Source organism: Herbaspirillum sp. CF444, assembly GCF_000282135.1.
Lineage (GTDB): Bacteria > Pseudomonadota > Gammaproteobacteria > Burkholderiales > Burkholderiaceae_D > Herbaspirillum.
The window spans coordinates 35,940-54,830 of sequence record NZ_AKJW01000061.1 but is presented as its reverse complement, the minus strand read 5'-3'; the positions used below and the strand labels follow the sequence as shown (position 1 = coordinate 54,830).

Annotated in this window: 16 protein-coding genes; 8 read left to right on the top strand and 8 right to left on the bottom strand. The window is 59.5% G+C overall.

The annotated features are described in order from the left end of the window. Positions 1 to 111: 111 nt before the first annotated feature. Positions 112 to 309, top strand: coding sequence for a hypothetical protein (locus PMI16_RS13135; RefSeq protein ID WP_034380497.1), 198 nt, complete (start codon positions 112 to 114; stop codon positions 307 to 309). A gap of 166 nt (positions 310 to 475) precedes the next feature. After that, entirely contained in the window at positions 476 to 916 is a 441-nt protein-coding gene (locus PMI16_RS13130) for a DUF192 domain-containing protein (RefSeq protein ID WP_007880219.1), read from the top strand. 219 nt (positions 917 to 1,135) lie between these two features. Here the strand turns inward: PMI16_RS13130 and rpsT are convergent, their stop codons facing one another. After that, positions 1,136 to 1,402: a 30S ribosomal protein S20 gene (gene rpsT, locus PMI16_RS13125; protein ID WP_006463174.1), complete on the bottom strand. Its 267-nt coding sequence runs from the start codon at positions 1,400 to 1,402 to the stop codon at positions 1,136 to 1,138. A gap of 292 nt (positions 1,403 to 1,694) precedes the next feature. Between rpsT and murJ the strand changes: the two genes are divergently transcribed. After that, the gene (gene murJ / locus PMI16_RS13120; RefSeq protein ID WP_007880216.1) at positions 1,695 to 3,245 is read left to right on the top strand and encodes a murein biosynthesis integral membrane protein MurJ; all 1,551 of its coding nucleotides are present in this window, start codon (positions 1,695 to 1,697) and stop codon (positions 3,243 to 3,245) included. 100 nt (positions 3,246 to 3,345) lie between these two features. Continuing rightward, entirely contained in the window at positions 3,346 to 4,185 is an 840-nt protein-coding gene (locus tag PMI16_RS13115) for a SirB1 family protein (RefSeq protein ID WP_007880215.1), read from the top strand. Positions 4,186 to 4,225: 40 nt separating this feature from the next. On the opposite strand, the gene PMI16_RS13110 is transcribed toward PMI16_RS13115, so the two are convergent. Then, on the bottom strand, positions 4,226 to 6,139 hold the full coding sequence (locus tag PMI16_RS13110) for an ATP-binding cassette domain-containing protein (protein ID WP_007880214.1): 1,914 nt from the start codon (positions 6,137 to 6,139) through the stop codon (positions 4,226 to 4,228). Positions 6,140 to 6,491: 352 nt separating this feature from the next. Between PMI16_RS13110 and PMI16_RS13105 the strand changes: the two genes are divergently transcribed. After that, positions 6,492 to 8,912, top strand: a complete 2,421-nt coding sequence (locus PMI16_RS13105; RefSeq protein ID WP_007880213.1) for a penicillin-binding protein 1A — start codon at positions 6,492 to 6,494, stop codon at positions 8,910 to 8,912. Positions 8,913 to 9,405: 493 nt separating this feature from the next. On the opposite strand, the gene PMI16_RS13100 is transcribed toward PMI16_RS13105, so the two are convergent. Continuing rightward, positions 9,406 to 9,975 carry a sigma-70 family RNA polymerase sigma factor gene (locus tag PMI16_RS13100; RefSeq protein WP_007880211.1) on the bottom strand — a complete coding sequence of 190 codons (570 nt, stop codon included), beginning with the start codon at positions 9,973 to 9,975 and terminating at the stop codon, positions 9,406 to 9,408. Positions 9,976 to 10,222: 247 nt separating this feature from the next. Here PMI16_RS13100 and PMI16_RS13095 point away from each other — a divergent pair, with 247 nt between their 5' ends. Beyond that, positions 10,223 to 10,891, top strand: coding sequence for a c-type cytochrome (locus PMI16_RS13095; protein WP_237719860.1), 669 nt, complete (start codon positions 10,223 to 10,225; stop codon positions 10,889 to 10,891). A 10-nt stretch (positions 10,892 to 10,901) separates the two neighbouring features. Next, positions 10,902 to 12,188, top strand: a complete 1,287-nt coding sequence (locus PMI16_RS13090; protein WP_007880209.1) for a c-type cytochrome — start codon at positions 10,902 to 10,904, stop codon at positions 12,186 to 12,188. A gap of 54 nt (positions 12,189 to 12,242) precedes the next feature. Here PMI16_RS13090 and phoB read toward each other — a convergent pair whose 3' ends face one another. The 5 genes from phoB to PMI16_RS13065 form a co-directional block, all read right to left on the bottom strand. Beyond that, positions 12,243 to 12,944, bottom strand: a complete 702-nt coding sequence (gene phoB / locus PMI16_RS13085; protein ID WP_007880208.1) for a phosphate regulon transcriptional regulator PhoB — start codon at positions 12,942 to 12,944, stop codon at positions 12,243 to 12,245. Positions 12,945 to 13,018: 74 nt separating this feature from the next. Then, entirely contained in the window at positions 13,019 to 14,356 is a 1,338-nt protein-coding gene (gene glmM / locus PMI16_RS13080; protein ID WP_007880207.1) for a phosphoglucosamine mutase, read from the bottom strand. 44 nt (positions 14,357 to 14,400) lie between these two features. Next, a complete protein-coding gene (gene folP, locus PMI16_RS13075) occupies positions 14,401 to 15,267 on the bottom strand; it encodes a dihydropteroate synthase (protein ID WP_034380402.1) in 867 nt (288 codons plus the stop codon). 132 nt (positions 15,268 to 15,399) lie between these two features. Further along, positions 15,400 to 17,283 carry an ATP-dependent zinc metalloprotease FtsH gene (gene ftsH, locus PMI16_RS13070; protein ID WP_007880205.1) on the bottom strand — a complete coding sequence of 628 codons (1,884 nt, stop codon included), beginning with the start codon at positions 17,281 to 17,283 and terminating at the stop codon, positions 15,400 to 15,402. Between the two features lie 281 nt (positions 17,284 to 17,564). Next, complete coding sequence (locus tag PMI16_RS13065; protein WP_007880204.1) at positions 17,565 to 18,209, bottom strand: RlmE family RNA methyltransferase; 645 nt, start codon at positions 18,207 to 18,209, stop codon at positions 17,565 to 17,567. Positions 18,210 to 18,305: 96 nt separating this feature from the next. Here PMI16_RS13065 and PMI16_RS13060 point away from each other — a divergent pair, with 96 nt between their 5' ends. Continuing rightward, on the top strand, positions 18,306 to 18,770 hold the full coding sequence (locus tag PMI16_RS13060) for a YhbY family RNA-binding protein (RefSeq protein ID WP_007880202.1): 465 nt from the start codon (positions 18,306 to 18,308) through the stop codon (positions 18,768 to 18,770). The last annotated feature ends 121 nt before the right edge of the window (positions 18,771 to 18,891 follow it).

Here is an 18,891-nt window from a genome sequence, read left to right as displayed (position 1 = left end):
AAATTTTCTTTTTTGGAATTTTCTGTCAACCAAGCCTCCTGCACGTCGTTATTGGCAATGATTCACGAGAATCACCGTTTTCTTAACATGTTAAATTTGAAGGACTGCAAAATGAAAAAATTGATCGCCGCTCTGATCGCTGGTCTGTTCGCAACTTCCGTGTTCGCACAAGCTGCAGCTCCTGCTGCCCCAGCTGCTGACGCTGCCAAGACTGAAGCAGCTGCACCAAAGGCTAAGAAAGCGAAGAAGGGCCACAAGGCCAAGAAGGCTAAGAAGGCCGCTCCAGCTGCTGACGCTGCTGCTAAGTAATCTAAGCTTTCGCACGACTAAAAGGCAGGCTCGTCCTGCCTTTTTTCATTTCTGCGCCTGATTCATCGATTCGCGCTCCGGCGCCCGGCAGAACGTCGATGCGCCACGAACAATCCATCCTCGCTATAATCCGCTGATCGTTCGTCACCCTCACAACAAATTCATCATGCGCCGTTCACTTGCACTGCTCACCGCACTTGCCGCCTTCGCGACCGCCCTCCCGTCCCACTCCCAGCAACTTCAGAAATTCCCCACCGTCACACTCAACGCCGGCCTGTATCTGATCAAGGCGGAAGTCGCCTCGACCGAAGCCCAGCGCGAGCAAGGCCTGATGTTCCGGGACAAAATGGGCGCCAATGAAGGCATGGTGTTCGCCTTCGGCCAGCCGGCAGGCGTCTGCATGTGGATGAAGAACACGCTGATCCCGCTTTCGGTCGCCTTCATGGACGAAACCGGCAAGATCATCAATATCGAGGAAATGAAGGAACAAACCCTGGATTCGCATTGCGCGACCAAGGCGGCGACCTACGCCCTGGAAATGAACAAGGGCTGGTTCAAGCAAAAGAACATCAAACCGGGCACGGTGATTGAAGGCTTGCCGCGTTAAACATCTGACAACAAGCCCGCAACGCCCACGGCGACGTCGCGGCGCCAAATAGCGTCAATAACAGACAAGGCACAAACAGCAAGCCACGCAGAATGACGCCTGAAAACGCAAAAACCCGCCAAATCGCTTGGGCGGGTTGATGTTTTCGAATCGACATCGCTATCGATTCTGCATTGCGCGGATCTTTACCTAAGCAAAGGATCCGGTCAGCAACAAGAATTAAGCAGCCAGTGCCTTCAGGGCAGCAGCCAGGCGGCTCTTATGGCGAGCAGCCTTGTTCTTGTGAATGATTTTCTTGTCAGCGATGCTGTCAATGGTCGAAACCGACGATTGAAACACGGAAGTCGCAGCAGCCTTGTCGCCTGCAGCGATCGCCTTGCGAACAGCCTTGATTGCTGTACGCAGAGTCGAACGTTGGCTGGAGTTGTGCGCGTTTTGCTTAACAGCTTGACGAGCACGTTTGCGTGCTTGTGCGGTATTTGCCATGAATAATTATCCTAAATCGAGATCGAGAGCATCGCAATCTTGATAACTTGCGAGGCGGAATTCTGTAAAGCCACGGATTATAACCATTTTTCATCAAACTGGCAAATACAACCCCACTATCGCCAACACCCTGTTGCAAAGCGGCTAAATTGCCTGGAATCAACAAACTCGCCGACCCAATTTCTTGCCTTGCCGAACCTTCCGACCCGCGCCTCCTCAAACGCCATCAACCTCGCCCACAACGGCATCAAAGCACCTGCCGCATCAAAAACGAAAGCTATAATGCCGTCCCATGAACTTGCATAAAACGCTTGCCACCGTCTCTGGCATGACGATGCTCTCCCGCATTACCGGCCTCGCAAGAGAAATCCTGTTTGCACGCGCATTCGGCGCCTCGGCCTATACGGATGCGTTCAACGTGGCGTTCCGCATTCCCAACCTGCTGCGCCGCCTCTTCGCCGAAGGCGCCTTCTCGCAGGCGTTCGTCCCCATCCTCGCCGAGTACAAGAACCAGAAAGGCGACGCCGCCACCAAGAACCTGGTTGATCATGTGGCAACAGTGCTGATCTGGGTCATGCTGGCCACCAGCATCGTCGGCATCCTCGCCACGCCGGTCATCGTCTACTTCATCGCCACCGGTCTCAAATACAATCAGGGCGCCTTCGACGCTTCCGTGATGATGACGCGGATCATGTTTCCGTATATCGGTTTCATGGCCTTCGTGGCGCTGGCCGGCGGCATCCTCAACACCTGGCGGGAGTTCAAAATCCCGGCCTTTACCTCGGTGCTGCTGAATGTCTCCTTCATCGTGGCTTCGCTGTTCGTTGCGCCCTACATGGATCAGCCGATCTACGCGATGGCATTCGCGGTCTTCGTCGGCGGCGTATTGCAGGTCGCGCTGCAGATTCCCGCATTGACCAAGATCGGCATGCTGCCGCGCCTGTATCTCAATCCGATGATCGGACTCTCGGATGAAGGCGTCAAACGCGTGCTCAAGAAGATGGGACCGGCCGTGTTCGCCGTCTCGGCCGCGCAGATCAGCCTGATGATCAACACCAACATCGCCTCGCGCCTGGCGCATGGCAGCGTGTCGTGGCTGTCGTATGCCGACCGCCTGATGGAATTCCCCACCGCGCTGCTCGGCGTGGCGCTCGGCACGATCCTGTTGCCCAGCCTGTCCAACGCGCATGCCGAAAACGACATGGTGGAATACTCCTCCCTGCTCGACTGGGGCCTGCGCCTGACCTTTTTGCTGGCGCTGCCTTGCGCCGTCGGCCTGGCGACGCTGTCGGAACCGCTGACCGCGACCTTGTTCCATTACGGCAAGTTCGACACCTTGTCGGTGGCCATGACCGGCAATGCCTTGGTCGCCTATGGCGTCGGCCTGATCGGCCTGATTCTGGTGAAGATTCTCGCGCCCGGCTTCTACGCCAAACAAGACATCCGCACACCGGTCAAGATCGCCATCGGCGTGCTGATTGCGACGCAGCTGATGAATTACATTTTTGTCCCCTGGATCGCCCATGCCGGCCTGGCCTTGTCCATCGGGCTGGGCGCCTGCCTGAATGCGGCGTTTCTGTTCTGGGGACTGCGCCGTCGCAACATCTACACGCCGCAACCGGGATGGCGCATGTTCCTGATCAAGCTGACCGGCGCCCTGTTCCTGCTCGCCGGCGTGGCGCTTGCGGTGGCGCGGCATTTTGACTGGATCGCCATGCGCGCACATCCGGCCGAACGCGTCGGCGCGCTGATGCTGGTGTTTGCCGCCTGCGGCATTGCTTATTTCGGCGCATTGATGGCGATGGGATTCCGCTTCCGCGACTTTAAACGCATTGGCCGCTGACCACTTGCAGCCCTATATTTTCCCTGACAATGTTGCTTTGACGCCCTATTGCCAGGCAAACATTTCACAAGCGCATATATTTTGATAGCATGATCGACATATGACGCTTACACCGCTCGAATATTTTTCTTCGCTGGTTCGTCAAGACGATTCGATTCCGTTATTTGAATCGGCTCTGGCGTTGGGCCAGGATGCGTATCCCGATCTGGATTTTTCCGCTTGCCAGATCGAGATGGACACCTTGGCGCTCAAGCTGAAGCAGCGTCTCTCCGCCGATGCATCGCATATTCAAAAACTGCGCATGCTCAACCATTTCTTTTTCCAGGAATTGGCGTTCGCCGGCAACATCAACAATTATTACGATCCCGACAACAGCTACATCCATCGCGTCATCACGTCGCGCCGCGGCATTCCGATTTCGCTGGCGGTGGTATACATGGAACTAGGGCAGCAGATCGGCCTGAACATGAAGGGAGTTTCCTTCCCCGGCCACTTCCTGATGAAACTGTCGGTGCAGTCCGGCGACATCGTGCTGGACCCGATGAACGGTTCCAGCCTGTCGCGCGAAGAACTGGAAGAACGGCTGGAACCCTATCTGGAGCAACAGGAATACGGCGACGAGCTGCCGCTTGCCGCCTATCTGCGCGCGGCGCACCCGCGCGAGATCCTCACCCGCATGCTGCGCAATTTGAAAGCAATCTTCACCGACGCACAACGCTGGCAGCGCGTGCTCGATGTGCAGGAACGTCTGGTGATTTTATTGCCGGATGAAATTACCGAGCGCCGCGATCGCGGGCTGGCGTATGCAAACATGGCGGAGCCGCAGGCCGCACTGGACGATCTGGAAGCCTATCTGGCCTTGCGCCCCGATGCCGAAGATGCCGACATCATGCGCGAGAAACTGCCGGAGTTGCGCCATGCAAGCCGGCGTCCCAATTGAGGTTGAATTCAGATTGAAGACGCCGTCTCTGCAGAACTGATTACCCCTTGGAACGCGCTTCGATCACTTCCCAGCGTTCCAGATTTTCCAGCAACAAACCGTCGATCTCGGCGAAACGCGCATTCAGGCGCACCGCTGCATCCGCGCCTTGCTTGTAAAGATCCGGATCGGCCAGCTTGGCGGAAATCGCCGCCTGCTCTTCTTCCAGTTGCGCGATCAGCTTGGGCAATTCTTCCAGTTCGCGCTGTTCCTTGTAGCTGAGTTTCTTCGGCTTGGCTGCTGCGGCGGCAGGCGCCGCCTGCACTTCCGCCGGCTTGGATTCAGGCTTGCTGTCCGCCTTCTTCGCCGTCGCCTGCATGTTGGCGCGCACGCGCTCCCAGTCGCTGTAGCCGCCGACATATTCGCGCCACACGCCATCGCCTTCGGAGGCAATCACCTGGGTCACCACGTTGTCGAGGAAGGTGCGGTCGTGGCTGACCAGGAACACGGTGCCGGTATATTCCTCCAGCAATTCTTCCAGCAGCTCCAGCGTGTCGATATCGAGGTCGTTGGTCGGTTCATCGAGCACCAGCACGTTGGCCGGTTTGGCGAACAGACGCGCCAGCAGCAAGCGGTTGCGCTCGCCGCCCGACAAGGTGCGCACCGGCGAACGCGCGCGTTCCGGCGCGAACAGGAAGTCGCCCAGATACGTCATCACGTGCCTGCGCTGGCCGTTGACTTCCACCCAGTCGCTACCCGGCGCGATGGTGTCGGCCAGCGTGGCTTCCTCATTGAGCTGAGTGCGCATCTGGTCGAAATACGCGACCTGCAATTTGGTGCCCTGACGGACCGTACCGGCGTCCGCCGTTTCTTCGCCGAGAATCAGTTTGAGCAAGGTGGTCTTGCCGGCACCGTTCTGGCCGATCAGGCCGACCTTGTCGCCGCGCATGATGGTGCCGGTGAAATCGCGCACGATGGTCTTCGGACCGTAAGACTTGCTGACGTTTTCCAGTTCCGCCACGATCTTGCCGGAGCGTTCGCCGGAAGAGACTTCCAGCTTGACCTGGCCCTGGCGGTCGCGGCGCACGCTGCGCTCCTGGCGCAAGGCTTCGAGACGGCGCACGCGGCCTTCGTCGCGGGTGCGGCGCGCCTGCACGCCCTTGCGGATCCAGACTTCTTCCTGCGCGAGAAATTTGTCGAACTTGGCGTTTTCGACTTCTTCATTGGCCAGCAACTCGGCCTTGCGCGCCTGATAGGTGCTGAAGTTGCCGGGGAAAGACAGGATCTTGCCGCGGTCCAGTTCGATGATGCGTGTGGCGACGTTGTCGAGGAAGCTACGATCGTGGGTGATGAACAGCACGCTGCCCTTGTAGTCGCGCAGCAGGGCTTCGAGCCACAGGATGGAGCCGAAATCCAGATGGTTGGTCGGTTCGTCCAGCAGCAGCACGTCGGGCGCGCCGACCAGGCCGCATGCCAGCGCCACGCGCTTTTGCATACCGCCGGACAAGGCGCCGATCAGCGCGTCGCCTTTGAGGTTGAGCTTGTCCAGCGTGGTTTCGACCTTGTGATTCAGGCTCCACGCATCGGCGGCATCGAGCTTGACCTGGATATCGTGCATGCGCTCCATCAGCGCGTCGTCGTTGTCGCCGCCGAACTGGCCGGTCAACGATTCATATTCGGCCAGTAGCGCCGGCAATTCGCCGAGGCCCGAGGCGACCGCGTCGAAAATCGACATCTCCGCCGGGAAATGCGGCTCTTGGTCGACATAGGCAATCTTCAGCCCTTGCTGCATCACCAGCAGGCCGTCGTCCAGTTTGGAAACGCTGGCGATAATTTTCAGCAAGGACGACTTGCCGGTGCCGTTGCGGCCGATCAGACCGACGCGTTCGCCGGTTTCAAGGGAAAACTCCGCGTGATCGAGAAGCGCAACGTGTCCGAATGCGAGCTGCGCATTGGAGAGAGAAATGACTGCCATAGGTATGCCGAGGGATGAAATCGAAGGCCGGGCAGAAGCTGCTTTGCCGCGACTGAATTAATGAAGAAAGACCGCATTGTACCGATTGCGCGCAGGCTTGGTGAATCTAAGCTCGATCCGGGCTGAATTTCAAGCTGAATCTAAGCACAATCTTCCGCTTATAAAGCCCCGGCACGGCAAGGATAATTACCGGCCAACAACAAACGATGCATTTTTTGCATGTTCCTGCACCAAAACCAACACTAGACAGGCCGCCGCATACATTTGGAAACATAATCCCGGCCCGGTTTGGCCACAGAACGGCAGCCCGGCCCACCCCTTGTTGTAAGATACGGCACGCCCTTCACTCACAATGACCATGCGCTTTAACTCTCGTTTGCCACAAGCTTCCCGTCAACGCGGTTTTCTGAATCCCAACATTGCCAAGTTCCTCGCCTTCTCGGTCCTCGGACTGGCGATCATCGGCGCGCTGATCATTGCTTACGCACTGATCTTCATCAATCCGCGCCTGCCGTCGCTGGACGTCATCACCGACTATCGTCCGAAGATTCCGCTGCGCATCTATTCCGCCGACAACGTCCTGCTCGGTGAATTCGGCGAAGAAAAGCGCAGCCTGGTCAAACTCGACGCCATCCCCGCCAACGTGAAGAACGCGGTGCTGGCGATTGAAGATTATCGTTTCTATCAGCATGGCGGCATCGACTACATCGGTATCGCACGCGCACTGGCGACCGACCTGATCAAAGGCCACGCCAGCCAAGGCGCCAGCACCATTACCATGCAGGTGGCGCGCAATGTGTTCCTGACAAAGGAAAAAACCTTCTCGCGCAAACTCTATGAAGTGCTGCTGGCCAACAAGATCGAAGCCACGCTGAGCAAGGACCAGATCCTTGAGGTGTACATGAACCAGATCTATCTGGGTCAACGCGCCTTCGGCTTTGCCGCAGCGGCACGCACCTATTTCGGCAAGGACATCAAGGACGTCACGCTGGCGCAGGCCGCCATGCTGGCCGGCTTGCCGAAGGCGCCGTCGGCCTACAACCCGATCGTCAACCCGAAGCGCGCCCACATCCGCCAGCAATACATCCTTCAACGCATGCTGGATCTGGAATACATCACGCAAGCGCAATACGACGCCGCCGTGAAGGAAGACATCCAGGTGCGCGCACCCGGCAACCAGTACAACGTCCACGCCGAGTACGTGAATGAAATGGTGCGCCAGATGGTCTATGCGCAGTACAAGGAAGACACCTACACGCACGGCATCACCGTCACCACCACCATCAACGCCGCCGACCAGAAGGCGGCTTATGACGCCGTGCGCAAGGGCGTGATGGACTACGACCGCCGCCACGGCTATCGCGGTCCGGAAGAAACCATCGAATTGCCGTCGGGCGACGACGATCGCGCACAGGCCATCGACGACGCCATGGACGACCATCCGGACAACGACGACATCCTCGCCGCCGTGGTAGTATCGGCCGATCCGAAACAGATCCAGGCCGTGATCCGCAGCGGCGACAAGATCACGCTGAGCGGCGACACGCTCAAATTCGTTGCGGCGGCGCTGGGGCCGAAGGCCAAGAAGGAAATCCGCATCGCACCGGGCGCCGTCATCCGCGTCATGCAGGACGCCAGGAAAACCTGGCAGATCGTGCAGTTGCCTGAAGTGGAAGCCACGCTGGTGTCGGTGACGCCGCAGAATGGTGCGATTCGCGCGCTGGTCGGAGGTTTCGACTTCACGCAAAACAACTTCAACCATGTGACGCAGGCGTGGCGCCAACCGGGCTCGACCTTCAAGCCTTTCATCTATTCGGCGGCGTTGGAAAAAGGCTTCGGCCCGGCCAGTATCATCAACGATGCGCCGGTGTCCTACCCTGCCGGCAGCGGCCAGCCGAACTGGGAACCGAAGGATGATGATCCTCCGGCCGGTCCCATGTCGATGCGCACCGCCTTGCAAAAATCGGTCAATCTGGTGGCGATCCGCACCCTTGACGCCATCGGCGTGAAATATGCGCAAGACTTCATCACCAGCCATTTCGGCTTCGACATCGACAAGGTGCCGCCTTACCTGCCCATGGCGCTGGGCGCCGGCCAGACCACGCCGCTGCAGCTGGCGTCCGCTTATGCGATCTTCGCCAACGGCGGCTACAAGATCAATCCTTACCTGATCACGCAAATCGCCGATGCACGCGGCAAGGTTCTGTCCAAGGCAGACCCGCTGATCGTCGGCAACAACGCGCCGCGCGCCATCGACGAACGCAACGCCTACGTCATGACCAGCCTGCTGCAATCGGTCGCCCAACGCGGTACCGGCGCGCGCAGCAACACGCTCAAGCGCACCGACCTGGCCGGCAAGACCGGCACCACCAACGATGCGATGGACGGCTGGTTCGCCGGCTATCAGCGCACGCTGACGACCGTGGTCTGGATGGGTTACGACCAGCCCAGGACGCTGGGCAGCAAGGAATTCGGCGCACAGCTGGCCTTGCCGATCTGGGTGGATTACATGGGCGTCGCGCTCAAAAATGTGCCGCAATCCGACATGCCGGCGCCAGCCGGCATCAGGTTTGTCGACAACGAACCTTATTACGACAACTTCTCGCCGGGCGAGGGCTTCGTCGCCTCGCTGGGTACGGAAGGTGGCGGCGTGGTCGATGCCTTGTCCAATTTCTTCGGCTGGTCGAAAAATCCGAACTCCGAATCCCCGGCCGCACCGACCTCTGCCCCGCCTGCGCAAGTCGAGCGGGACAAAGTTTATCAAGGCCATTAAAGTCGGAAACCGAGGTCGGGAGCGAATGCCTGGAAACACCAGGCACGAATGGCGGCCCGCAAAAAGAAAAAGCGCAGAAGACAATATCTTCTGCGCTTTTTTTGTACTTCCTGTCTGGCGCCCCCGACACGGATCGAACGTGTGACCTATCCCTTCGTACCACCATGGCTTTCGCCACCAAATAACTTGTTTGTGGTCTGGACTATACCTTGGCCATGGACATATAGTCCGCAGGCCGGAGCCGTCTAGTCTCTACACCTTCCGCACGACAACAACCCGGTGCGGCTTGGCTCGGTATTGCCAGCAGCCGTTTGCAGCATAAGCACTGCAAGCGCTGTCAGGGTTCACCGAATTTGACTCCATTCACGCGGCGCCTTTCGGATGCCGGTGCCCAATTCATTCAGGAGGGGATCGCTCTATCCACTGAGCTACGGGGGCGTGGGCGCTATTGTAGCGGGTGTGGGCGGGTATGGAAAGGCGCGCGGGCAGAATCTCACGCACGGCTTGCACGACCCTCGAACCAGTTCTGGTCCAGGCACAGACGCAGTTGCATGCGGGCGCGATACAGCAGCACGCTGCAGTTGCCGGTGGTGATCTTGAGTTCCTTGCAGATTTCGGCGATCTCGAACTCGAACAGTTCGCGCATGGAAAACACCCGCGCCATGACCGGCGTCAGCTTGTTCACGCAAAAATCCATGATGTCGAAGAACTGCGACTGCTGCAGGGTTTCGGCCGGATTGCCCCAGTCGGCGGGCGCCTCGGCCCAATGTCCGGTTTCGTCGAACAGCACGTCGAAGTCGCTCGGATCGCCGGTTTCTTCCTGCGTAATCTGGACGTATTTCTTTTCCTTGCGGATCAGGTCGACGATTTTATGCTTGAGGATGCCGACCAGCCAGGTGCGCAGCGATGACTTGCCCGAATAGGATGCCGGATTCTGCAAAGCCGCCAGCAAGGTTTCCTGCGCCACGTCCTCGGCCGCGTCTTCCTGCACATGCAGGCGTGCAAACTTGACCAGCATGCTACGCTCGGCGATCACGGACTGTTCAAACGACTTGTCGGTCATGGGGATTCGTCTGTCTTGTGGAATTGATCTGTACGGCAACAAATACGACAAAAACGCTACTGTACTTGGATTTTCGCGCTGTTCGTGTGCAGGCATGATAAACGGCTGCTCTTATACAATGCAAACATTGCGATCAGTTATACGATCAGCTCGCCGCATATAACTTACAACGATTATTTATATGGCCAGCCTTATGTCTTCTCTGATGTCTGCTCGTCGTTGCATCCTTGCATTGTCCGCGATGCTGATGACCTGCCTGTTACCGACTGTGCACGCCCAATCGCAACAAACACTGCCGGATACCATCGCCCAGCGCGTCGTCGCCTGCACTGCCTGCCACGGCAAGGAGGGCCGCGCCTCCAGCGACGGCTTTTATCCGCGCATCGCCGGCAAGCCGGAGGGCTACCTGTTCAACCAGCTCACCAATTTCCGCGACGGCCGTCGCCAGTATCCGCTGATGACTTATCTGCTGGATCATCTCTCCGACGCCTACCTGCACGAGATCGCCAACTACTTTTCCGAACAGCATCCGCCCTACCCGGCGCCGCAACCGGGCGACGCCACGCCGGCAGTACTGGAACGCGGCCGCAACCTGGTCATGAACGGCGACAGCAGCAAGAAAGTGCCGGCCTGCATCGCCTGCCACGGCCAGGCGCTGACCGGCGTGGCGCCTGCCGTTCCGGGCCTGATCGGTTTGCCGCGCGACTACATCAACTCGCAATTCGGCGCCTGGAGGAATGGCGTGCGCAAAGCAAAAGCGCCCGACTGCATGGCCCAGATCACGCAAAAGCTGACGCTGGAAGACATCAATGCCGCCAGCAGCTGGCTCGCCGCCCAGACCGTACCGGAAGGCGCGGTACCGACAGCGGCAACGACCGTCAAGCTGCCGCTGGCCTGCGGCAGCGTCACAGAATAAGGGTCGGGTCATGAAACGCATCTTGCTGGCGCTCCTGCTATTGATCATCGCCGTTCCCGCCATCCTCATCGGCATGGAGTTCATCGACCACGACGACGCCCCGGCGCAGCAGCCTGTGCCGGTCAATACGGAACAGCAGGTCGCGCGGGGCGCCTATCTGGCCCGCGCCGGCGACTGCATGGCCTGCCACACGGCGCGCGGCGGCCAGCCTTATGCCGGCGGACGCGCGATCCCGACGCCGTTCGGCACGCTGTACGCTCCCAACATCACCGCCGACAAGGAAACCGGGCTGGGCAGCTGGAGCGCGAAAGATTTCTGGCGCGCGCTGCATCACGGCAAGGCTAAGGACGGCAGCTTCCTTTATCCGGCGTTCCCCTATCCGAATTACACCAAGGTCACGCGTGAAGACGCCGACGCTCTGTTCGCCTACCTGCAGACCGTCAAGCCGGTGCGCCAGGTCAATCAGGAGCACGCGCTGCGCTTCCCCTACAACTACCGCATCCTGCTGGCCGGATGGCGCGCCCTGTACTTCACGCCAGGCTCGTATGCGCCGGAAGACAAACAGTCGGTGGAATGGAATCGCGGCGCCTACCTGGTGCAAGGACTCGGCCATTGCAGCGCCTGCCATACCACCCGCAACGCATTCGGCGCCACCATGGACAAATCCGACCTGGCCGGCGGCCTGATACCGATCATGAACTGGTATGCGCCCTCATTGACGTCCGATGCCGAAGCCGGACTCGGAAAATGGGAAACGGAACACATCACCGCATTGTTGAAGACCGGCGTATCGCCGCGCAGCACGGTGTTCGGACCGATGGCGGAAGTCGTCGGCCAGAGCCTGCAGCACCTGAACGACAGCGACATCCGGGCGATGGCGGTCTATCTGAAATCGCTGCCGCAAAACGATCCGCCGCCGGCGCTCGATACGGCACAGCCGGACAAGGCGACGGCCGATCGCATCCTGCAAACCGGCAGCAAGATCTATGAGCAGCAATGCGCCGAGTGCCACAAAGCCAACGGCCAGGGCATGCCGCCCGCTTATCCGCCGATGAGCGGCAATCGTGCGCTGACGATGGGCTCCGCCGTCAATCCGATCCGCATGGTGCTCAACGGCGGCTTCCCGCCGGCGACCGAAGGCAACCCTCGTCCCTACGGCATGCCGCCGTTCGGCCAGGCCTTGAACGATCAGGAAGTTGCCGCGGTGGTGTCTTACATCAGGAACAGCTGGGAAAATCGCGCCGGCTTCGTGTCGCCGCAAGAGGTGAATCGCTACCGTTCGATTCCGCTGGATTAAGACTGGGGTGAAAGCGACGTCCGGCCCGAACGGCCGGATGCTCGAACTACCAGATTAACCGCTTTTTGCTTCCATGCTGAGCTTGTAGCCCATGCCGCGCACGGTCTTCACGTAGTCGGCGGCAGCGCCCAGCGACTTGCGCAGGCGCATGATGTGGACGTCGACGGTGCGTTCTTCGATGAAGGTATGGTCGCCCCAGACTTTGTCGAGCAACTGGGCGCGTGAAAAGATGCGTTCCGGATGCGCGACCAGGTAGCGCAAGAGTTTGAATTCCGCCTGATCCAGCTCGATCTCGTCCTTGTCGACGGTGACGCGATGGCGCTCGGTGTCGATGCCGAGCAAACCGTAGGACAAGCTCTGCTGGCCGACTTCCGGCGCCTTGCGGCGCAACAGCGCCTGCACCCGCGCCACCAGTTCTTTCGGTGAAAACGGCTTGGTGACGTAGTCATCGGCGCCTTCGTTCAAGCCCTTGACCTTGTCCTCTTCCATGCCCTTCGCGGTCAGCATGATGACCGGCAAGGCCGCGGTACGCGCATCCCTGCGCCACTCGCTCAGCAGCGCCAGTCCCGACGTATCCGGCAGCATCCAGTCCAGCAGCACCAGTTGCGGCAAAACCGTCGCGACGAGCTTGCGCGCTTCTGCGGCATCGCTGGCGATGCTGGTGGCGAAGCCTGCGCCCTGCATCGTGAAACGCAATAACTCGGCGATGCTCGGCTCGTCTTCGACTAACAAGATGTGTGGCTGATCTTTTGACATGCGCTGCTATTTTGATTTGTAGTGGTTGGCGGCGTGATCGGAGACAGCGATTTACCGCTGTCCTGCGCGCCTTCTCAGGCGGCTACTTTATCAGCAATTCTCTTGGCCATCGCCTGCGCCGTCTCCGCCTGCTGCGCTTCCACCATGACGCGAATCAGCGGCTCGGTGCCGGAGGGGCGAATCAAGACGCGACCGGTGTCGCCGAGCGCCTTCTCGACGGCATCCTTTTCGGCTTGCATGCCGGGATTGGTTTTCCAGTCGAAACCGGCCGGGATCTTCACGTTGATCAAGGCTTGCGGATACATGCGGATATCCGCCGTCATCCCTGCCAGGCTCTGGCCCGAGCGCTTGAGCGCCGACATGACCTGCAGCGCCGACACGATACCATCGCCGGTGGTGTGCTTGTCGAGGCACAGCAAGTGGCCGGAGCCTTCGCCGCCGAGCAGCCAGCCGCGCTCCTGCATGGTCTCCAGCACGTAGCGATCGCCGACCTTGGCGCGCGCAAAACCGATGCCCATTTTCTTGAAGGCGACTTCCAGCGCCATGTTGGTCATCAGCGTGCCGACCGCGCCCGGCACCGGGCCGCTCGCCAGACGGTCCTTGACCATCACGTACAGCAGCTCGTCGCCGTTGTAGATGCGACCGGCGGCATCCACCATCACCAGACGGTCGGCGTCGCCGTCCAGCGCAATGCCGACGTCGGCGTGATTGGCGCGTACCGATTTGGACAAGGCTTCCGGCGCGGTCGCACCGAAGCCTTCATTGATGTTCAGGCCGTTGGGCTGATTGCCGATATTGATGACTTCGGCGCCCAGTTCGTGGAAAACATGCGGTGCAATGTTGTAAGCGGCTCCATGTGCGCAATCGACGACGATGCGCATGCCGTGCAGGTCGAGATCGTTGGGGAAGGTGCTCTTGCAGAATTCGATGTAGCGTCCCTGGGCGTCGTCCAGGCGCTTTGCCTTGCCCAGCTTTTCCGACGACACGCAGCTCATCGGCGTGTCGAGTTCGGCTTCGATCTCTGCCTCCACTGCGTCAGGCAGCTTGTTTCCGGAGGCCGAGAAGAATTTGATGCCGTTGTCGTGATAGGGATTGTGCGAGGCAGAGATCACCACGCCGGCCGACAGGCGCAATGCGCGCGTGAGGTAGGCAACGGCAGGCGTCGGCACCGGACCGGCCAGCATCACGTCCACGCCGGCGGCGGCAAATCCGGCTTCCAGTGCGGCTTCCAGCATGTAGCCGGAAATGCGGGTGTCCTTGCCGATCAATACCGTCGGCTTGGCCGACGAGGCCCACGACTTGGTCAGCACCTTGCCGGCAGCGTAGCCGAGACGCATGACGAAATCAGGAGTAATCGGCGCAACGCCAACACGTCCACGCACACCATCGGTGCCAAAATATTTTCCAGCCATGATTCCTGTGTTTCCTCTTGAAGAGTCTTTTTATAAACTTTTTATCAATATTCCCGGATGCCGGTCGCGTCCGTCATGCCGGCGTGCCAGACATTGAGCGCATCGACAGTCTCCGCGACATCGTGCACGCGGATAATCATCGCACCTTGCGCCGCCGCTGCCAAGGCCGCGCCGATGCTGCCGGCCAGGCGCTGGTCCAGCGGCTTGCCGGTGATGGCGCCGATCATCGACTTGCGCGACATGCCGGCCAGCAGCGGCAGGCCCAGTTCCTGGATCAGTCGGCGCGTGTTCCTGAGCAAGGCGTAGTTGTGTCCGACATCCTTGCCGAAGCCAAAACCGGGATCGATGCACAGACGGTCGTGCTCCACGCCGGCGGCTTCCAGCGCGCCCACGCGTTGCCGCAGGAAGGCGCTCACTTCCGCGACCACGTCGCCATATGCAGGCTGTTGCTGCATGGTCTGCGGCTCGCCCTGCATGTGCATGACGCACAGGCCGGCACTACTGTCCTTCACTGCATCGATGGCGCCCGGCGCCCGGAAGCCGTTGATGTCGTTGATCATGTCGGCGTCGGCAATCAGCGCCTCGCGCATGACTTCCGGCTTGTAGGTGTCGATCGACAAAGGCTTGCCGCAATCGCGCAACGCATAGATCAAGGGCATCACGCGCCTGAGCTCTTCGTCCAGCGGGACCGGCGGAATGCCCGGCCGCGTCGACTCGCCGCCGATGTCGATGATGTCGACGCCGTCGGCAATCATCTGCTCGGCGCACGAAATGGCGAATTCCAACGCATGGAAATTACCGCCGTCGGAAAACGAATCGGGAGTGACGTTGAGGATGCCCATCACCAGAGGCCTTCGCCCCGGCGTGACGGGAAGGCGATAACGCCCGCATTGTAGATATCGTTGGTTCATTCCGCTACATCATTGTTCAAACCTGTCCGGCATTTGCACGGCCTGCGGCACATTTGGCACGAGCCGGCACGCCAAAGAAAAAGGGCGAGGATCACTCCTCACCCTGAGACGGCTTCGCTTCCGGTCCTGCTATCAGGCCGGAGCGGTCGCGGTCGGCGAAATGTCGCCCGGCGTATTGTCGGAAGACTTCTTGGCCGGAACGCCGGACTTCGGCGGACGCGGCTCGTTGCCTGCCATGATGTCGTTGATCTGGTCGGCGTCGATGGTTTCCCAGTCGAGCAGCTTCTGCGCCATGACTTCGACCTTGTCGCGGTTCTCTTCCAGCAGGCGGCGCGACAATGCGTATTGCGTGTCGAGGATGCTGCGGATTTCAGCGTCGACCTTTTGCTGCGTCGCTTCCGAAACGGTCTTCGACGACATGCGGCCGAAGTAGGCGTCTTGCTCGGTATCTTCGTACACCATCGTGCCCAGCGCTTCGGACATGCCGTAACGCGTCACCATGGCGCGCGCCAGCTTGGTTGCGCGTTCGAAGTCGTTGGAAGCGCCGGTCGACATCTGATGCATGAAGATCTCTTCCGCGATACGGCCCCCGAACAGGATGGCGATCTCTTCCAGCATCTTGTCCTTGTACATGTTGACGCGGTCATGTTCAGGCAACTGCCAGGTCAGGCCGAGGGCATAACCACGCGGCATGATGGTGACCTTGTGCACAGGATCGGCCTTCGGCAACAGCTTGGCGACAACGGCATGGCCCGACTCATGGAACGCGGTGTTGCGGCGTTCTTCTTCGCGCATCACGGCGGACTTGCGCTCAGGACCCATGACGATCTTGTCCTTGGCGTCTTCGAAATCTTGCATTTCCACCAGACGCTTGCTGCGGCGTGCGGCGAACAAGGCGGCTTCGTTGACCAGATTGGCCAGGTCGGCGCCCGAGAAACCAGGTGTGCCGCGCGCCAGGATATCGGCCTTGACGTCGGGAGCGATAGGCACCTTGCGCATGTGGACGTAGAGGATTTGTTCGCGGCCGCGGATATCCGGCAGGCCGACCATCACCTGGCGGTCGAAACGGCCCGGACGCAGCAGCGCCTTGTCCAGCACGTCGGCGCGGTTGGTGGCAGCGATCACGATGACGCCGGAGTTGGCTTCAAAACCGTCCATCTCGACCAGCATCTGGTTCAACGTCTGTTCGCGCTCGTCGTTGCCGCCGCCCATGCCGGCGCCGCGATGGCGACCGACGGCGTCGATTTCGTCGATGAAGATGATGCACGGTGCGTGCTTCTTGGCGTTTTCGAACATGTCGCGCACGCGCGATGCGCCCACGCCGACGAACATTTCAACGAAGTCGGAACCGGAAATGGTGAAGAACGGCACTTTGGCTTCGCCCGCAATCGCCCGCGCCAGCAACGTCTTACCGGTACCCGGAGGACCGACCATCAGCACGCCGTGAGGAATGCGGCCGCCGAGCTTCTGGAATTTGGTCGGATCGCGCAGAAACTCGACCAGCTCCTGCACTTCTTCTTTGGCTTCATCGCAACCGGCGACATCGGCAAAGGTGACGGAATTGCTGTTCTCGTCGAGCATGCGCGCCTTCGATTTGCCGAAGGAGAACGCGCCGCCCTTGCCGCCGCCCTGCATCTGGCGCATGAAGAATACCCAGACGCCGATCAGCAACAGCATCGGGAACCAGGAAATGAAGATTTGCGACAGGAAGGATTGTTCTTCAGGTTGCTTGACGTCGAACTTGACGCCGTTGTTCAACAGATCGCCGACCAGGCCGCGGTCGAGCGTAGTCGTGGCAGTCTTGACTTTCTTGCCGTCTTGCGTCGTCGCGATGATGCTGCGGTCTTCGATGGTGGCGTCTTTGATGTGGCCGGCTTTTACTTCGCTGATGAAATCGGAGTACGCCATCGATGTAGCGCCCGATGACAGGCTGCTTCGATCGAACTGTTTAAAGACCATAAACAGCACCAGGGCGATCACCACCCAAATGGCGGCTTTGGAAAACATGTTGTTCACTAGAACTCCTCCGACGCGAGCGCGCCTCATTACCTTGTATATATCCGATTTTACTCGGATTCATCTGCGCTTACTAGGAAACCATCCATCGCCGACTGACGTCACCTGACTACGGCAAACCGGCGGAAAAACTTGAATCGCAGGCGTTGGCAAGAAGACAGCCAAATCACCGCAAAAACACATCAAGGGACAGCAAAACGAAAGCTTCCAGCAGTGGATGTGTGGTCGGAATCGATGAAATCAAGAAGAAAAATGGCCGAAATGCAAGATTGCAGGCGGATTTATCGGGGATTCTTCAGAACTTTGCCCAAAAGGAAAATTTCCGACGATTTATCGCGGCTGGCCTTGGGCTTTTTCGACGTGACGGTTTTGAACTCGGCGCGGAATTTGTGCACCAGTTCGTTGTAGCCGGTGCCGTTGAAGCATTTCACCAACACCGAGCCGGTCGGTTTCATGTGCGCCTGCGCGAATTCTATTGCCAGATCGATAAGATGCTCGACCCGCGCCGCATCGGCAATCGCCACGCCGGACAGGTTCGGCGCCATGTCGGACAACACCAGATCGACCTGACGCCCGTCCAGAATTGCTTCCAGCTGGCGCAAGGAATCTTCTTCACGGAAGTCGCCCTGGATGAAATGCACGTCGGCGATCGGATCCATCGGCAGCATGTCCAACCCGATGATGGTGCCGCGGATGCCCCCACCCTCCAGCCCCGCCAGCTTGTTGCGAGCGTACTGCGACCAGCTGCCGGGCGTCGAACCGAGGTCGACGATGACCTGGCCTGGCTTGATCAGCTTCTCTTCCTCGTCGATTTCCTTGAGCTTGTAGGCCGCGCGTGCGCGATAGCCCTCCTTCTGCGCCAGCTTCACATACGGGTCGTTAATGTGATCGTGCAGCCAGTTTTTGTTTAATTTGTTCTTTGCCATTCGCGTAGAATACTGGTTTTAAATATTGAGGGACAGAGTTCGGGCCGGTTTTAACCGGCCGCAGGCGCCAAGCCGCTCGCCCACCGGAAACAAACTATGTTGAAACTTACTCCTGCAGAGCGCAGTGAATTGCGCGCCGAAGCGCATGGCCTGAGCCCTGTCGTGATCATCGGCGAAGGCGGCCTGACCGCCGGCGTCACCAAGGAAATCGATGCCAGCCTGAACGCCCACGGCCTGATCAAGGTCCGCGTGTTCGGCGACGACCGCGAAGCGCGCGTCGCCATCTACGACACCATCTGCGAACAACTCAAGGCGGCGCCTGTGCAACACATCGGCAAACTGCTGGTGATCTTCCGCCCCAAGAAGGAAGCCGCGAAAGAACGCAGCGAAACGCGCGGCAAGGGCATGCGCGAAGTCACCATCGTCAAGCCCAGCGCCAGCGGCACCAAGCGCCCGTCGGTGACCAAGGTCATGCTCAAGGGCAACGAACGCGTTACCGCGGGCGGCTCGATCAAGCGCGCCAAGCCGCGTCAGAAGAGTGCCAAGAAATCCATGGGCTGATCATCCCGCCATTGGATCCCAGCAAGAAAAAATGCCCGCTTCAGCGGGCATTTTTTTAACCATCGCAGTACCGTAAATTATTTCCGGCTCATCATCAACAGCGCCTGCGCCGGCCTTTGCG

Excerpts from the sequence above, each read along its gene's own strand:
- PMI16_RS13105 (WP_007880213.1), top strand. The coding sequence starts at position 6,492 with ATGACCATGCGCTTTAACTCTCGTTTGCCACAAGCTTCCCGTCAACGC.
- rpsT (WP_006463174.1), bottom strand. The coding sequence starts at position 1,402 with ATGGCAAATACCGCACAAGCACGCAAACGTGCTCGTCAAGCTGTTAAG.
- PMI16_RS13130 (WP_007880219.1), top strand. The coding sequence starts at position 476 with ATGCGCCGTTCACTTGCACTGCTCACCGCACTTGCCGCCTTCGCGACC.
- folP (WP_034380402.1), bottom strand. The coding sequence starts at position 15,267 with ATGAACCAACGATATCTACAATGCGGGCGTTATCGCCTTCCCGTCACG.
- PMI16_RS13095 (WP_237719860.1), top strand. The coding sequence starts at position 10,223 with ATGACCTGCCTGTTACCGACTGTGCACGCCCAATCGCAACAAACACTG.
- PMI16_RS13090 (WP_007880209.1), top strand. The coding sequence starts at position 10,902 with ATGAAACGCATCTTGCTGGCGCTCCTGCTATTGATCATCGCCGTTCCC.
- PMI16_RS13065 (WP_007880204.1), bottom strand. The coding sequence starts at position 18,209 with ATGGCAAAGAACAAATTAAACAAAAACTGGCTGCACGATCACATTAAC.
- glmM (WP_007880207.1), bottom strand. The coding sequence starts at position 14,356 with ATGGCTGGAAAATATTTTGGCACCGATGGTGTGCGTGGACGTGTTGGC.
- phoB (WP_007880208.1), bottom strand. The coding sequence starts at position 12,944 with ATGTCAAAAGATCAGCCACACATCTTGTTAGTCGAAGACGAGCCGAGC.
- PMI16_RS13100 (WP_007880211.1), bottom strand. The coding sequence starts at position 9,975 with ATGACCGACAAGTCGTTTGAACAGTCCGTGATCGCCGAGCGTAGCATG.
- PMI16_RS13115 (WP_007880215.1), top strand. The coding sequence starts at position 3,346 with ATGACGCTTACACCGCTCGAATATTTTTCTTCGCTGGTTCGTCAAGAC.
- PMI16_RS13135 (WP_034380497.1), top strand. The coding sequence starts at position 112 with ATGAAAAAATTGATCGCCGCTCTGATCGCTGGTCTGTTCGCAACTTCC.
- PMI16_RS13110 (WP_007880214.1), bottom strand. The coding sequence starts at position 6,139 with ATGGCAGTCATTTCTCTCTCCAATGCGCAGCTCGCATTCGGACACGTT.
- murJ (WP_007880216.1), top strand. The coding sequence starts at position 1,695 with ATGAACTTGCATAAAACGCTTGCCACCGTCTCTGGCATGACGATGCTC.
- PMI16_RS13060 (WP_007880202.1), top strand. The coding sequence starts at position 18,306 with ATGTTGAAACTTACTCCTGCAGAGCGCAGTGAATTGCGCGCCGAAGCG.